This is a genomic window from Flavobacterium wongokense, assembly GCF_021608265.1.
Taxonomy (GTDB): domain Bacteria; phylum Bacteroidota; class Bacteroidia; order Flavobacteriales; family Flavobacteriaceae; genus Flavobacterium; species Flavobacterium wongokense.
On record NZ_JAKIHP010000006.1, the window covers coordinates 91364 to 108590 of the forward strand.

Annotated in this window: 11 protein-coding genes; 6 read left to right on the top strand and 5 right to left on the bottom strand. The window is 39.9% G+C overall.

The genetic code is table 11. From position 1 onward, the window contains the following. Positions 1–90: 90 nt before the first annotated feature. Positions 91–846 (top strand): XRE family transcriptional regulator, encoded by a 756-nt coding sequence (locus L1S31_RS13180; protein WP_236465211.1) that lies wholly within the window; start codon positions 91–93, stop codon positions 844–846. Between the two features lies 1 nt (position 847). Beyond that, positions 848–1180 (top strand): SemiSWEET family sugar transporter, encoded by a 333-nt coding sequence (locus L1S31_RS13185; protein ID WP_236465212.1) that lies wholly within the window; start codon positions 848–850, stop codon positions 1178–1180. A gap of 106 nt (positions 1181–1286) precedes the next feature. Here L1S31_RS13185 and L1S31_RS13190 read toward each other — a convergent pair whose 3' ends face one another. Continuing rightward, positions 1287–1529, bottom strand: coding sequence for a hypothetical protein (locus L1S31_RS13190; RefSeq protein ID WP_236465213.1), 243 nt, complete (start codon positions 1527–1529; stop codon positions 1287–1289). A 174-nt stretch (positions 1530–1703) separates the two neighbouring features. Here L1S31_RS13190 and ku point away from each other — a divergent pair, with 174 nt between their 5' ends. Further along, positions 1704–2477, top strand: coding sequence for a non-homologous end joining protein Ku (gene ku, locus L1S31_RS13195; protein ID WP_236465215.1), 774 nt, complete (start codon positions 1704–1706; stop codon positions 2475–2477). On the opposite strand, the gene ligD is transcribed toward ku, so the two are convergent. The 4 genes from ligD to L1S31_RS13215 form a co-directional block, all read right to left on the bottom strand. Beyond that, positions 2474–4330, bottom strand: coding sequence for a DNA ligase D (gene ligD, locus L1S31_RS13200; protein WP_236465216.1), 1857 nt, complete (start codon positions 4328–4330; stop codon positions 2474–2476). The genes ku and ligD overlap by 4 nt on opposite strands. A 47-nt stretch (positions 4331–4377) precedes the next feature. Beyond that, a complete protein-coding gene (locus L1S31_RS13205) occupies positions 4378–4998 on the bottom strand; it encodes a DNA polymerase ligase N-terminal domain-containing protein (RefSeq protein ID WP_236465217.1) in 621 nt (206 codons plus the stop codon). An 81-nt stretch (positions 4999–5079) separates the two neighbouring features. Beyond that, the gene (locus L1S31_RS13210; RefSeq protein WP_236465218.1) at positions 5080–6315 is read right to left on the bottom strand and encodes a response regulator; all 1236 of its coding nucleotides are present in this window, start codon (positions 6313–6315) and stop codon (positions 5080–5082) included. 5 nt (positions 6316–6320) lie between these two features. Next, a complete protein-coding gene (locus L1S31_RS13215; protein ID WP_236465219.1) occupies positions 6321–12689 on the bottom strand; it encodes a HAMP domain-containing protein in 6369 nt (2122 codons plus the stop codon). A 487-nt stretch (positions 12690–13176) separates the two neighbouring features. On the opposite strand from L1S31_RS13215, the gene L1S31_RS13220 reads away from it, so the two are divergent. From L1S31_RS13220 to L1S31_RS13230, 3 genes are all read left to right on the top strand, one after another. Then, positions 13177–15723 carry a RemA C-terminal-like gliding motility protein gene (locus L1S31_RS13220; RefSeq protein ID WP_236465220.1) on the top strand — a complete coding sequence of 849 codons (2547 nt, stop codon included), beginning with the start codon at positions 13177–13179 and terminating at the stop codon, positions 15721–15723. Between the two features lie 427 nt (positions 15724–16150). Continuing rightward, positions 16151–16642 (top strand): OmpH/Skp family outer membrane protein, encoded by a 492-nt coding sequence (locus tag L1S31_RS13225; RefSeq protein WP_236465221.1) that lies wholly within the window; start codon positions 16151–16153, stop codon positions 16640–16642. Beyond that, positions 16626–17225, top strand: coding sequence for a hypothetical protein (locus tag L1S31_RS13230; RefSeq protein ID WP_236465222.1), 600 nt, complete (start codon positions 16626–16628; stop codon positions 17223–17225). Before L1S31_RS13225 ends, L1S31_RS13230 begins: the two co-directional genes overlap by 17 nt. Positions 17226–17227: the final 2 nt, after the last annotated feature.

Genomic DNA, 17227 nt, shown 5'->3' on the forward strand with positions numbered 1-17227 from the left:
TTTAATTGTGGATTAAATATCTATCGCAAAATTAGGACGTTAAATCCCAAAAATCATTACATTTGAGGTGATTTAAAATCCCTTTAACATATGTTGTACATTTCTGACAATCTTAAATGGCTGAGAAGCAGGCGGAATTTATCGCAACAGGAAGTAGCTGACGGAATGAGGTTGGCACTCGACCGATACAAAAAATATGAGTATGGTACCAATGTGCCTCCGGCCGATATCCTTTTGATAATTTCACGATATTTCCATATCAGTATCGATTTGCTCCTGACGATTGATTTGAGGAAAATATCAATTGACAACTTATTGCAATTGGAAGACAATCGAATTGTTTTGCCCATTGCAGTTGATGCAAACGGTGATAACCTTATTGAAATTGTTACGCATAAAGCCAGGGCAGGATATCTTACAGGTTATGCCGATGCTGAATTTATAGAAAGTCTGCAGCACATCTCTTTACCTTTTTTAGGTCCCGGAAAAATGAGGGCTTTTCCAATTGGTGGCGATTCGATGCCACCGCATACCGATACCAGTTTTATCGTTGGGAAATATGTTGAGAATCTTGGCGAAATAAAAAAAGACAAGACCTACATCCTGATTACTTCGAGTGAAGGAATTACTTATAAACGATTGAGTAGTAAAAATGCGGATTCGATTATCGTTGAACCCGATAACATCATTTATAATCCTTACGAAATCAAGCTTTCCGATATTTTGGAAATTTGGGAATATGTGGCCCATATTGGCAGGGACGACAGTAAACCTTCGGATTCCAACGATATCAAAAGTATGTTTATCGATTTGAAAAAGGAAATCCGTCAGATTCAGAAAGATTGATATGGAAGCAATAGAAATAACGGGTTATTTGGCTGCAGCCTTGACTACAGCTGCTAATATTCCACAGACTTATATTATAATCAAGGAAAAATCCACCGCTCATGTTTCGGTTACAACCTACAGCCTGTTGCTTTTAGGAACCGCGTTGTGGGTAGTTTATGGAATTGTGCAAATGGATTGGCCGATTATTATTGCGAATAGCATTTCGGCACTAACGAGTCTTATTATACTGATTTTGAATTTTACATCACAACGAACCATCAACAAAATCCATAAATCAGTATTGCCTCAAAGCATAAAGGATGAAGTAAAGAAAACTAAAGCCAAAAAATAAAAAAAGAGCCTGCTCCGTATAAACTTTGCAGGCTCCAATCTAACCAAACGATATTAATTCCGTGCGAAAGCCCGAAACTAATAGTGCTCAGCAGTTAGATAGTTTTTTAAAACTGATATCTTTCATCATATTCAGAATCGAAATCAAATGATTCCTGATCCTCATCTGTGGCATTTTCGTCTTCTTCATCGTCTTCCTGATACGGACTCAACTTTTCATTGTTGATTTCCATTTCTGAACTTTTAGGCCCGTCAGGATATTTATTTATATGGCTGTCAAAATAGGAGAGTAGCTGTGTTGGGGAGTTATGGGCTTCTCTTCCATAAGCTCCATTATTTTTATTTTCCATAATGGCTTTACTTTATATTCCAAAGTTACTTATTGAATAGCTGGAAATCCTTACACGATTTAGAGTCGGTGTTATATAATTCGCACTATTGGAATCTTATAAACAATGATTTACATTTTATAAAACGAATGCATCAGATTCGACGAAATTTGTATATACCAGAAATAAGATATCATGAGATCAATATGGACAGGTTCAATTAGCTTCGGATTAATAAACATTCCGGTAAAATTATTTTCGGCAGTCGAGGAGAGTTCGCTCGATATGGACATGCTCGACAAAAAAGACCACGCCCACATCAAATTCAAAAGAGTCAATGAAAATACGGGAAAGGAAGTAGACTATGCCAATATTGTCAAAGGCTATAAAATCGATGAAAAATATGTGATTCTCGAAGATGCCGATTTTGAAGCAGCAGATGCTGTCAAAACCAAAACAATTGACATCCTGAATTTTGCTGTAGAAAAGGAAATTGACAGCATTTACTACGAACAACCTTATTATCTAGAACCTGATAAAGGCGCTATGAATGCCTATGCTTTGCTCAGGGATGCGCTTCAGTCTTCCAAAAAAGTCGCTGTAACCAGTTTTGTACTCCGAAACAAGGAAGGACTTGCGATATTAAAACCCTATAAGAATGTCATTGTGCTTAACCGCATTCGTTGGGAACAGGAAATCAGGGAAACTTCTGAATTGAAACTACCACCATTATCCAAAACCAAAGCCAAGGAAATGGATATGGCCAGTAAACTAATAGAGCAGCTCACAGAGAAATTTGACATTGGGCAATACAAGGATGAATATTCTGCCAAGCTTTTGAAAATCATTCGCGATAAAGCCAAAGGCAAAAAACAGGTAACGCCTAAACTCAAAGTAGTCCACAAACAAAGCGATGATTTAATGAGCATGCTCAAAGCCAGCCTTGAAACCAAAAAGAAAACTTCCTAAACTGCTGATTCGAGCTTTTTCAAAATACTTTTTAGATTCACGCCTTTGCCCAAAACGGGTTTCCATAAATCTCCTTTTTCCTTAAAACGTTCCATAACATTATGTATGGTAAATAATGAAGGTGATAACGACTCATTTACCTCTTCCCATTCCAAAGGTGTTGAAACGGTTGCTCCGGGTTTTGGCCTAACCGAATAAGGCGCAGCCAAAGTCTGTCCGGTTCGGTTTTGTAAAAAATCGATGTAGATTTTATGGTTCCTTTTTTTGATTGTGCGTTCGATGCTTGTGATTTCAGGAATTCGGGAATGTACTTCGCGTGCGATTAGTTCGGCAAAAAGTTTTACAGTATCATAACTGTATTTCCCTCCAAGCGGAACATAAACATGCAGTCCGGTTGCACCTGATGTCTTACAACAGCAATCGGCGCCGAGTTCATCCAATACCTCTTTTACCGTTAGAGCCGTCTTTACAACTTTGGCAAAATCTTCCTTTTCGGGATCGATGTCAATCACCATCCAATCAGGATTTTCTATATTCTTCACCGTCGAATTCCATGGGTTGATGTCTATGCAACCCAAATTTGCCATATAAAGCAGGGTTGCCTTATCATTGCAAATCAGATAATCAATATTGGCGTCATTGGAATCCGAGTGGATGCTGGCCGTTTTCAACCAGGACGGAACTTTATCCAAATCCAAATCTTTTTGATAAAAACTCGGACCATTAATGCCATTCGGAAAACGATTCATCGATTGCGGACGGTTTTTGAGATAGGGCAGGATAAGATCCGCGATTTCTTTATAATAATCCACAATGTCTCCTTTTGTAATTCCGTCTTCAGGAAAATAAACCTTGTTTTGATTGGTCAGATGGAGGGTAGTTTTTCCGACCTTTACATCATAATCATTTTCCCTTGTTTTTTGTTGAGGTTTCTGTTTCATCGTTTCAATTATTGGGGTAAATGTAACTTCCTTTGCCGATTTATCAGCTCTTAAACCGAGAAATACAGGATGCCTGAGGTGCTTGTCCTGCGTCCATTCGGTAAATTTTACCTGTGCTACAAATTTTGGTTTGATCCATTGTATGCTGTCACGAAGCGGGACTTTTTCCGAAAGAGGTGATTCACTTATAAAATGAGGTTTGAATTTTTGATACAAATCCTTTAATGTTGCTTCAGTAAAACCTGAGCCGCATTTGCCTATGAATTTCAATTCCTTTTCTTCGTATTGGGCAAGTAATAAAGCTCCGAAATAGCTTCTGCTTTTTTGAGGTTCTGTGGTTCCAATGATAATGGCTTCCTCCTGTTGGGTGATTTTTATTTTGAGCCAATTGTTGCTGCGTTGGCCTACAGCGTATGCGCTATCCGATTTTTTGGCAATGATGCCTTCGCCTTTGTTTTTCGTTGCCAATTCAAAGAAGGCTTTTCCTGTACCAATTTTATGTTCCGAATAAGACACGTTTGGGAGTTTCTGGTTCCTGAGTAAAAGTTCCAGAAGTTCCTTTCTTTGAAGTACAGATAAGTTTGTAAGGTCGTTGCCATCGAGTTCCAGGATATCAAAAACATAATATTTCAGGCTTCCTTTTCCTGTTTTTATATAATTCTGAAGCAATTGGAAGTCCGATTTTCCTGTGGCATTTTCAACGACGACTTCACCATCAAGGACTGCGTTGTGAGGTAAATTTTTAAGCGATTCAGCTATAGGTTTGAAATTGTCGGTAAATGAAAGTTGGTTCCTGCTGAAGAGTTCGACTTTATCCTGATTGATTACGGCAATTGTCCTGTAACCGTCGTATTTGGTTTCAAAAATCCAATCATCAGAATCAAAAGGTTTTTCTGTGGTATTGGCCAACATTGGTTTGATAAACGAAGCCTGGCTGATTTGATCGGAAGTCGGTTTGCTCAGTTTTTTTGGAGCTTTTTTTTTTCGTTCGCGGCCTTGTTTTGAGCCGATTTCTTTTCTAAAGTTTCCAAAGTCACTTTGGTAATCACCGATTTGTTTTTCTTCAAAACATCAGCAGTAGTTGCGTATTTGTCTTCTTTTTTCATCAGCAGCCAGGCATTTTCATCCTTGCCTCTCAACTTTACCAATGAAAATTCGCCTTTGAGTTTTTTCCCTTTCATTATAAAACTGATGTGTCCTTTATGAAGATCGGCTTTGAGTTTGTTTTCGGCGCTTCCTTTATATTCAGAGGATGGGAGATAAGTTCCGTTATCCCAAACAATGACATTTCCGGCACCATAATTTCCTTCCGGAATTGTGCCTTCAAAATCTTTATAGCTGTAAGGATGGTCTTCGACCATCATAGCGAGTCGTTTAATTTCAGGGTCTAATGAAGGTCCTTTCGGCACAGCCCAGCTTTTGAGGACACCATCCATTTCAAGGCGGAAATCATAGTGAAGATGGGATGCAGCATGTTTCTGAACTACAAAAATCAGTTGGTTTTCCGATTTTCCAATTTTGCCTTCAGGTTCTGAAGTGTGCTTAAAATTGCGTTTTTCATTATAGCGTGAAAGTGACATGCCTTTGATTTTAAATTCCGTACTAAGTTATTTTCAAAACCGCAAAAATGTGTTATACGATTAATTCGGGATCTTATAAAATTACGCCGGTATATAAATGTCGAATTTTGCGCCATTCATAGGACGTCCTTGAGCCGTAATGCTTCCGTTGTGGTTTTCCACTATTTTTTTTACAATGGCCAATCCAATTCCGGTTCCTTCATAAGTATCGCGATTGTGTAATTTTTGGAAAACACCAAATATTTTTTCGTTGTGCTCGGGTTCAAACCCAATGCCGTTATCCTCAAAACTAATGTGGCAGTATTCCATTTCGGGGTCTAATTTTTCCTTTATAACTTCGGCTGGTGTCGCAATACTGCTTTTTATCTGAATGTGCAATGGTATATCCGGCCTCGAAAACTTGAGTGAATTATTGACCAGGTTTGTTATTAGCTGTGTAAATTGAAAAGGGATAATTCTCATTGGTCCATGAAGTTCGGCTGTGACTGCTGCTTTCTTTTCGTGGATATTTTCGTGTAGGGCTTCCTGAACATCATTGATGATGGTATTGAGGTCAATGTTTTCAAACTTCCGATCGACAATGTTGGTGCGGGAAAAGGTTAACAGGCTGTCAATAAGTTCCCGCATTCTATTGGTTGAATAAAGGATTCTTTCAAATTTTGCCTTTCCGTTATCCGATAAATTTGGCGCTTCCTTCGAAAGGATCAAGTCAACAAAGGTTTGTATTTTCCTGAGAGGTTCCTGTAAATCGTGGCTTGAGATGTAAGTGAATGCCTGAAGCTCATTGTTTTTGTTTTCTAACTCGGCTGCATGCTTTTCAATGGCTGTATATTGCTTTGAGAGTTCTTCGTTGGCTTTCAGGATAATCGAATTGAGTGCAGCAGTTTCTTCTTCCTTATAACGCAGTTCCCGGTTTTTCTTATACAATTCGGCAAAAACCATCACTTTAGCCTTCAATATTTCTGAAGATATGGGTTTAATCATATAATCAACAGCACCCGACTGATATCCTTTAAAGATGCATTCCGAAGTATTCATATTGGCGGTTAAGAAAATGATGGGGACATTTTTAAGCTTATCGCTTTCACGTATCATTTCGGCGGTTTCAAAACCATCCATAAGCGGCATTTGTACGTCCATCAGGATAATTGCAAAATCCTGGTTCTTTAAAAGGATGCGAAGCGCATCTTTGCCCGATGACGCTTCGACAAACTCATAACCCTGATTGGCAAGGATGACCTGAAGGGATAGTAGGTTTTCCTTCTTGTCGTCAACAAGTAAAATTTTAACTAGGTTATTTTCGATTAGGGTTTCCATACAAATTATTTAAGCCATACGCGCATTAAGGAAGATAATTGGTCCACATTTACAGGTTTGGTGATATAATCTGAAGCTCCAGATTCGATGCACCGCTGCCTGTCGCCTTTCATGGCTTTTGCCGTTACTGCAATAATCGTCAGATCTTTGTGTTTTTCATTTTTACGGATGTTTTTCATGGTTTCATAACCATCCATTTCTGGCATCATGATATCCATCAGTACAATGTCTATGGTTTTTTCCTTGTCAAGGATGTCAATGGCTTCCTGGCCGCTTTCCGCACTTATGACTTCTAATCCATAACGTTCCAAAGCGGTTGTCAGGGCAAATAAATTTCGCACATCGTCATCTACAAGCAATACTTTTTTACCCGAAAGCACGTCCTCTTTCATATAGAAGGATTCAATCCTGTCCTGCATTTCCGTTGGTAATTCCTTATGGACACGATGCATGAAGAGTGCCGTCTGGTCTACCAATTCATCAAGCGAAGTCGCTGTTTTTGGAATGATTCTGTGGGCAAACCGGTTCAGTTTCTGAGCCTGTTTTTTAGTAACATCGCCAGCCGAATGGATGATAATGGCCGTTTCCTGTCCTGTGATATTATTTTCAAGATCATCGATAATATCCAGGCCGGAAGCATCAGGCAGTTTCAAGTCGAGTATGATGCAGTCAAATGAATTTTCCTTGAGCAGTGCAACAGCTTCCTGTGCCGTTTTGGCCGAAAACACCACAAGATCTTTGCCTTGAACCGCTTCAATAATGCGGTTGAGATCCATTTCATTGTCATCAACAACCAAAAGGTTTTTGATTTTCTTGTTTTTAAAATCATGTATATCGTTGAACAGATAATTAAGCGAATCGTTCTTAACCGGTTTGAGCAGGAAGTTGCGCGCACCACGTCTGAGTCCTTTGTTCCTCTCATCTTCACCCGAAATAATGTATACCGGAATATGGCGAAGCGTAAAATCGGTTTTTAATCGGTCCAAAATTTTCCAGCCACTGGTATCAGGCATGTTGAGATCCATGGTTATGGCATGTGGATGGAACTGATTTATAAAATCAATCACATCATTTCCTTTGGTGGTGACGATTGCCTTAATTCCATTAAGATGTGCCTGGTCGAGCATGATTTTGGCAAACGTCAGATTGTCTTCGGCTATCAGCAATACCTTGTCATCGGGTTTGATGTCTGTTCGGTCGTCGCCGACTTCATCCACAAAAAACAAATCGATATCCGATCTGTTAAAGTTGGAAGAAGGTAACGATTTTAAGCCACTTTTTATCTTAACTGAAGTTCCTTCTTCTGTGGTTTCAACATCTTCTACCTGGGAAACGTGGACAAATTTTAAAGGAAGGAATAACGTAAATTTACTTCCTACATTGGTTTCACTTTCTAGCTCGATGCTTCCGCCTAATAAATCTGAAAGACCACGGCTGATGGACAATCCCAAACCGGTTCCTCCGTATTTACGGCTCGTTGAACCTTCTGCCTGTTGGAATGCTTCAAAAATGATGTTTTGTTTTTCTCTGGAAATCCCAATCCCCGTATCCGAAATTTCGAAAGCTACTACAGCGTCGGCACTGTCAAGGCTGAGATTTTTGGTTTTCCAATTATTATTAGCTCTGTAAATTTTCAGCTTAACTTCACCTTTTTCAGTGAATTTAAACGAATTGGACAATAGGTTTTTAAGGATTTGATTCAGCCTTTGCGAATCGGTTTCCATCATTTCAGGAAGGGAGTCATCCATATTGATGTTGAAGCGCAAATGTTTTGCTTCGGAAATAGGGTTGAAGGTAGCTTCCACAAAACGTTTGATTTCTGCAAAACTGATTGGGTTGTAGTCCACAGAAATATAACCCGATTCGATTTTGGACAAGTCAAGGATGTCATTAATCAGGTTGATCAAGTCATCTCCACAAGAATTGATGGTTTTGGCAAATTCAATCTGTTTTTCGGATAGGTTTCCGTCACGATTGGCAATAAGCTCGTTGGCCAAAATCTGCAAACTGTTCAGTGGAGTTCGGAGCTCATGCGACATATTTGCAAGGAATTCCGATTTGTATTTGGATGTTAAAGTCAGCTGGTCGGCTTTTTCTTCAAGGGCTTTCCTGGCGACCTCGACCTCCTGGTTTTTCAATTCCACTTCTTCTTTTTGGTTAGCTAGTAATATTGCTTTTTCCTCAAGCTCTTCGTTGGTATTTTTCAATACTTCCTGTTGGCTTTTCAGCTCACCAGCAAGCGATTGTGACTGTACCAAAAGTTCTTCTGTCCTCGAATTGGATTGGATGGTATTCAATACGATACCAATACTTTCGGTCAAACCTTCAAGGAAGTCCAAGTGGATTTCGCTAAAGGTATCCAACGATGCCAGTTCAATTACGGCTTTTAACTGCCCTTCAAAAAGTACCGGTAAAATGATTACGTCACGTGGCTGGGCATCTCCAAGACCCGAATTGATTTTGATATAATCTTTTGGTACGTTACTCAAAATAATCCTTTCTTTTTCAAGGGCTACCTGACCTATAAGGCCTTCACCCATGGAATATTGGGTTGGTGCGTTTTTCCTTTTGACATAAGCATAGGAAGCGATAAGGTTTAATTTGGAATCGAGGAATTTTTCATCTTCCTGGAGGATGTAGAAAAGACCGTGTTGTGCTGTTACCACGGTAGCAAGCTCTGATAGGATTTTTTTGGTTACCGAATTCAACTCTTTTTGCCCTTGGAGCATTTGGGTAAATTTCGCCAAATTCGATTTTAGCCAATCCTGCTCCTGGTTACGGATGGTAGTTGCTTTCAGGTTGAAAATCATCTGGTTGATGGTATCCTTCAAGGCTTCAACTTCTCCTTTCGCAGCTACACCAATGGTTCGCGTAAGGTCACCCTGGCTAACTGCAGAAGTTACTTCGGCAATCGCACGTACCTGAGTGGTAAGGTTTTCTGCAAGTTGGTTTACATTTTCCGTTAGGTTTTTCCATGTTCCGGATGCACCAGGAACATTTGCCTGGCCACCCAGTTTTCCTTCGGCTCCAACCTCACGTGCCACAGTAGTTACCTGATCAGAGAAGGTTGCCAGCGTGTCAATCATCTCGTTGATGGTATCGGTCAATTGGGCTACTTCGCCTTTGGCCTCAATCGATAGTTTTTGTTTCAGGTTTCCTTTCGCCACCGATGTTACTACTTTTGCAATACCACGTACCTGTCCTGTTAGGTTGGATGCCATTACGTTAACCGAATCCGTTAAGTCTTTCCAGGTTCCGGCAACACCTTTTACTTCCGATTGACCACCGAGTTTTCCTTCGGTACCAACCTCACGAGCCACACGGGTTACCTCGGATGCAAAGGAGTTCAGCTGTTCCACCATTGTGTTGATGGTATTTTTCAAATCGAGGATTTCGCCTTTTACGTCTACCGTAATTTTTTTGGATAAATCCCCTTTAGCCACCGCGGTGGTTACATCGGCAATATTACGCACCTGAGCTGTAAGGTTACCTGCCATTTGGTTCACCGAATCCGTTAAATCTTTCCACGTTCCTGCAACACCGGGTACATAAGCCTGGCCGCCTAGTTTTCCTTCAGAACCTACCTCACGTGAAACACGGGTTACCTCTGAGGCAAAGGCACGAAGCTGATCCACCATTGTATTTACAGTTTCCTTAAGTTGAAGGATTTCCCCACGAACGTCGGCAGTAATTTTTTTGGACATATCCCCATTTGCTACCGCAATGGTTACCTCTGCGATGTTACGAACCTGAGTCGTAAGGTTACCTGCCATCTGGTTCACCGAATCGGTCAAATCCTTCCAGGTTCCGGCAACTCCGGGAACGTTTGCCTGTCCACCAAGTTTTCCTTCTGTACCAACCTCACGCGCCACACGCGTCACCTCTGATGCGAACTCACGAAGCTGGTCCACCATCGTATTCAGCGTTTCTTTCAGCTGGAGGATTTCCCCGCGAACGTCAACGGTAATTTTTCGGGACATGTCTCCATTTGCCACGGCAATCGCCACATCGGCAATGTTACGAACCTGAGCGGTAAGGTTACCAGCCATTTGATTTACGGAATCCGTTAAATCCTTCCAGGTTCCTGCAACACCCGGTACATTCGCCTGGCCTCCCAATTTTCCTTCGGTACCCACTTCACGGGAAACACGCGTTACCTCAGAAGCGAAGCCACGCAGCTGATCCACCATCGTGTTAATTGTATTTTTAAGTTCAAGGATTTCCCCTTTAACGTCTACTGTAATCTGTAAGGACAAATCGCCTTTTGCTACTGCTGTTGTGACCTCGGCGATATTACGTACCTGACCGGTAAGATTGGATGCCATCTGGTTCACCGAATCGGTCAAGTCTTTCCAGGTACCACCAACACCTTTTACCTGTGCCTGACCTCCAAGTTTACCCTCGGTTCCAACCTCTCTTGCCACACGGGTTACCTCGGATGCGAAGGAATTCAGCTGGCCCACCATGGTGTTGATTGTATTTTTAAGCTCGAGGATTTCACCTTTTGTGTCAACGGTAATCTGACGCGATAAATCTCCTTTGGCTACCGCTGTCGTTACCTCGGCGATGTTACGAACCTGTCCGGTTAAGTTGGATGCCATTTGATTTACCGAATCGGTTAAATCCTTCCAGGTTCCACCGACACCTTTTACTTTTGCCTGTCCACCGAGTTTTCCTTCGGTACCAACTTCAAGCGCCACACGGGTTACCTCAGAAGAGAACGAGTTCAGCTGATCCACCATCGTGTTGATAGTCTTTTTGAGCTCGAGGATTTCCCCTTCGGCTACAGCCGTAATTTTTTTAGAAAGGTCGCCATTCGCCACTGCTGTGGTTACTTCGGCAATGTTACGTACCTGACCAGTAAGGTTGGATGCCATTTGGTTCACCGAATCGGTTAAGTCTTTCCAGGTTCCACCAACACCTTTTACTTTTGCCTGGCCACCGAGTTTTCCTTCAGAACCAACTTCACGCGCCACACGCGTTACCTCGGAACCGAATGAGTTCAGCTGATCCACCATCGTGTTGATGGTATTTTTAAGTTCGAGGATTTCACCCGCCACGTTTACTGTAATTTTTTTGGATAAATCCCCTTTTGCCACCGCTGTAGTTACTTCGGCAATGTTACGCACCTGCCCGGTTAGGTTGGATGCCATTTGATTTACGGAATCGGTCAAATCTTTCCAAACACCACCAACTCCACGAACCCTTGCCTGTCCACCGAGTTTACCTTCCGAACCTACCTCACGGGATACACGCGTTACCTCGGAAGAGAAGGAATTCAGCTGATCCACCATCGTGTTGATCGTATTTTTAAGTTCAAGAATTTCTCCCTTAACGTCTACTGTAATTTTTTTGGATAAGTCACCTCTTGCTACCGCTGTGGTTACATCGGCAATGTTACGCACCTGTCCGGTTAGGTTACTCGCCATTTGGTTTACCGAATCGGTCAAGTCTTTCCAGGTTCCCCCGACACCTTTTACCTGTGCCTGTCCGCCTAATTTTCCTTCAGTACCAACCTCACGAGCCACACGCGTTACCTCAGAAGAGAACGAGTTTAACTGATCCACCATGGTATTGATGGTATTCTTAAGTTCCTGGATTTCACCTTTTACGTCAACTGTGATTTTTTTGGACAAATCCCCTTTGGCTACCGCAGTAGTTACATCGGCAATGTTACGCACCTGACCGGTTAGATTGGATGCCATTTTATTTACCGAATCAGTCAAATCTTTCCAAACACCACCAACACCACGTACTTTTGCCTGGCCTCCAAGTTTACCTTCGGTACCAACTTCACGCGCCACACGGGTTACCTCCATCGAAAACAGGTTAAGCTGTTTCACCATTCCGTTTACCTCTTTGGCAATCCTTAAGAATTCACCTTGTAGCGGGTTACCTTCAATTGATAAAGGCATTTCCTGAGACAGGTTTCCTTTTGCCACCGATGTAATTACGTGTGCAATTTCAATAGTAGGGTGAACCAGATCCGAGATAAGGGTATTTACAGAATCGACGCAGGAACTCCAGGAACCACGCGCCCCATCAAGAGCAACCCTGTTGGTAAGCTTACCTTGTTTACCGATGCTTTTCCCAACTTTTTGAAATTCAAAAACCATCCGTTCGTTAAGATCGATGATTTCGTTTAGGGTATCGCAAATTGATCTTTTGATTCCGTTTTGGTCTGTGGGAAATCGTTGGGAAAAATTCCCGTTTTTTACTTTGAGTAGGATTTTTAAAAACTCTGCATCTGTCAGAATCGATTCTTCCGACTGTATTTTTTTGCTTCTTGATTTGGTCTCGACTGCAACTACAGGCAGTGCTACAAGAGCTTTCGCAGATGTTTTGGTTTTTGTTGGTTTAGTAGTTTTTTTCATATGCTCAATTCGTTGGTGTTTGGTTAGGAAATATCGAAAATGAACTGATTATTGGCAGGAAATGACAGAACGGATATAATGTTTTTTAATCGGATAAAAAAATCGCCCCCTTAGCAACAATGAGGCGATTTTTGTATAGATAAGCAATGTTATTTGTTAGGACCAAAAAAACATTTTTGGTGATAGCTTCTTCTCTTGACAAATGCATTGTTATTTTATACAAACAAAAGTGATATTATATATCTTTTAAAGTGTTATAAAATTTTAGCAAAATGTTATAGAATTTCCACCTTTAACATTTTTAAGAATGAAATAGCAGATGAATTTACAACTTGATTTTCAATAGGGTTACCACTTTATTATGCAGGGCAATGTGTTGTTAAAAGACTTTTTTGGTAGTACACCGAGAATATTTTACAAGGCATCGATTATGGTGTAATTTTGAAGACCCAATTATCTGATGCGACCTACGTAAATAGATAAAATTATGAAAGCCTTTTTACTGTCATTGATTGCAGTTTTTCTTCTGTCAATAGACTCTCAAGCACAATGTACCATTACCGGAACAACTGTTAATACCAGTACACTAACATGTAGCTCATTCAGTGGGTGCAGTATTGTATATGTTGGTGATGGTACTAATCCAACTTCACTTAATATGAATGCGGATTTAAACTTAAGCTGCTTAGGCTCAATACAGCTTGTAGTACGAAATAATGCTTCAATTGATTTTTCTCCGGGGAACAACAGACTGACTCTTGGAGATGGTTCGGCAATTGTCATCAACACAGGAGGAAATCTTGTTGGAGGTTCCTGTAATGCTTCGGAACGTATTTATATTGGAACCAATTTATTAGCAAGTTGTAATGGTGGAGCAGGAGCTGATTTAAGTTTTAGCGAACTTATAAATTTTGGAGGAACTGGAAGTTTGGCTTCCAATTCGCCGGTATGTACCGGAAATACCTTAAATCTCCTGGCAACACCGCCGCCAAATGGAACTTATACTTATTCCTTTTTAGGAAGCGGACTTCCTGGAGCAGGAACGACTTATTCAAGTACTCCAAGTTATACTTTAACCGCGCCAGGCAGTGCGGGTTCGTATGTCTATCAGGTAAAAATGAAATCTTCACTTGCAGGAAATCCAATAATCATTGCTGAAATAACGGTAGTTGTCAATTCCGGACTTGCAACTTCAACACCAGTTACTACTCTAACCCAGCCAAACTGTAGTGTTTCAACAGGAACAATTACCATTACATCGCCAACCGGAGCAGGCATGAAATACAGCATTAACGGCTTAACTTATACGAATACGACCGGAATTTTTACAGGAGTAGCTATTGGAACTTACAGCGTAACTGCCAAAAATTCTTCGGGTTGTATTTCGCCCGCCGCCAGTGTTACAATTGCGCAACAAACAGATACCTGGAATGGTTCAGTTTGGTCAACAGGTTCACCACCTACAAGCTCTGAAAAAATAGTTTTTTCAGGGAATTTTTCATCAACAGCGAATCTTACAGGCTGTTCGTGTTTGGTAAGTGCAGGAAATGTGGTAATCAATGCTGGACATACTTTATCAATAACAAATGATGTTAAAGTTACTTCAGGATCGTTAACTTTTGAAGATACTGCCAGTTTAGTTCAAACAAATGATGCTTCAGTAAATTCAGGAAACATTACTTATAAAAGAAAAACTACGCCCTTAAAACAATACGATTACACTTATTGGTCATCTCCAGTTGCTGCAGCTACCTTAAGTCAATTATCAACCAATTCACTTATGTATAATTTTAGCCCAACGATCAATAATTGGGTCTATCAAACAGGAGGTGTAACGATGGTGCAGGGAGTTGGTTATATAGGAAGAGCGCCAAGTAATTTAACCTATAGTCCAACGCAGATTGTTGAGACCAGTTTTGTAGGTGTTCCGGGTAATGGAGTCATTACTACACCAATCCTTAAAAGTGCAGGAACCTACAATCTAGTTGGAAACCCTTATCCGTCTGCGATAGATGTTGATTTGTTTATTACAGCAAACACCGCATCAACCAATGGAACAGTTTATTTCTGGACTCATAATACTGCGATTACAAATTTGCAATATACTACCAACGATTATGCAAAATACAATCTTACCGGAGCAGTAAGGACGTCTACTTCAGCTATGTCAGGAGGGGCTTTGCCAACAGGGAAAATAGCTGCAGGCCAGGGTTTCTTTATTGAAGCAAAGACAAGTTTAGCCAATGGGACTTATTCTGCGACATTCAATAATTCGATGAGGATTTCCGGAAATAATACCCAGTTTTTCAAAACCTCTCAGCCAACAATCGCTTCGAACACGATTTCTGAGGGATTGGAAAGGCACCGTATTTGGTTGTCATTGAATGGGAATGAATCGTCAGGAGCTTACAACCAAATGTTGATAGGATACATCCAAAACGCTACCAATGATTTTGATTCATTGTTCGATGGGAAAACACTTCCTGTTGGTAATCCGGTTTCACTTTATACTATGGTTGGGGATCTTGATTTATCAATCCAGGGTAAAAGCTTACCTTTTAACACCTCAGACATTATCCCATTAGGCTATAATACCTTAATTGATGGAGAACTCACAATCAATTTGGATGATTTTGATGGGGTATTCAATGATCAGGACATCTACGTGCTTGATAGAGCTGACAATACATTCCATAATTTAAAAGAATCACCCTATACTTTTGTAACGGTCGTAGGTGCTTTTGAAAACCGATTGGAACTACGATTTGACAACCAGGCTTTAGGCACATCAAATCCAGTCAATGATACTAATGTTAAAATTATTGGTGGAGATCATCAACTGCAGGTAATATCTTCGGCAGTTGCCATTAAGAATGTAGAAGTTTATGATATTTTAGGAAAGTTACTGTTTAGCCAAAATGGTTTAAATACCAATTTCTTCAAAACAGCATTAAATGTTTCTCCTCAGGTTTTATTGGTGAAAGTAACATTGGAAGACCAGCAAACCATTACCAGAAAAACGATATCCCACTGATTTTACTAGCGTTTTCTCACTATAAAAAAAATCGTCCCATAGCAACAATGGGACGATTTTGTATTAGTAGCTGCAATGATATTTGTTAGGACCAAAATTATTTTTTTGGTGAGATAACTTCTTCTCTTGACAAACACATTGTCATTGTGTATGACAAAAATGCTTCTTTATGATTTGAAAATTGTTACAGAATTTTAATTAAATGTTATATAATTCCCATTAATGAAAAAAAAAGACATTCGTTTTAGGCATATTTCACTTACAATAATTCGCAAAATGTCAATAACTTTTTACTAGAAATTTTATAAAATAAGTCTTACTACCAGAGTTTTCGGCACTTGTTAAAATTTTACAAAAAAATTACAAACACAGCTTTCTTTTGTAAGAATAAATTTTTAGATTTATAAAAAAAATATACGACGCCAAAATGCCAAAATCTCTTTTTTATTCTTTCGCCTTAATATTAATAACTTCCACAATTACATTTTTTATTTGTTATAAAATGATGCCTGCATCGACGGTTTATGTTGATAGCGAAAAATTGTTTACGGAGTTCAAAATGACAAAAGAGTTAAAGAAGGCAGGTGAGCATCAGCTTCAACTCAAAACGGCTAAATTAGATTCCTTGCAATTGCAGGTTAGAATGACGCAAGACGAAAAGACACGGGCGCTCATCATGCAGGAGTTTATAAAGCAGCAACAGGAAATCGACGCATTCCAACAAGAATTTACCGCACTTAATTCGAAAAATATCTGGGCAAGGATAGCAACTTATTCTGCGGACTATGCAGAAGCGAAAGGCTATGATTTCATACTCAATTCCAATAATAATCAAACCGTATTAGCCGGTTCTAAAAAGAAAGATATAACAGGGCAATTGTTGAACTACATCAATAAAAAATATGAGGGGTTTCAATAGTTGTTTTTTTATTTTATTGGGTTTTGTCCTTTTTTCCTGTAAGAATGATAAAGATGCCAAAACCAAAGATGATTCTGCCATTCGTTACAGGTATTACAACCTTCAGAACAGAGGATGGAAATCATTGACACATTCGCAAAAAGTCGATAATATAAATTTCACCGCAACAGAAGTTCCTATTGTCTATTATTTATTGAAAGATAATAAGGATGATGATTTGATAAAGGTTGATTCCTTATATGAAGAAAATAAACGAGACCGTATCGTTGAATTCGAATTTCAGGATCAGGATGAAGAAGATTTATTGCTTGAGAAATTCACAAATCTTGATTATCAGAAAGGGGTAGAATATATGTCATTTACAATTCAGGATGATTTTTCTGTAGTGACCTCAAAAAAGGATACGATACCGTGTTCAGGAGTCATATTTGAAAGGAATTTTAAAATAGCTCCCTATCATAAATTAATGCTGTTTTTTTCAGGCATAAACCCGAATGATAAAATTCAATTAATATATAAGGATAACCTTTTCAGGAAAGGAACCCTAAAATTCAGATTTAAAGAACCCATTTTAAACCTCTAGTC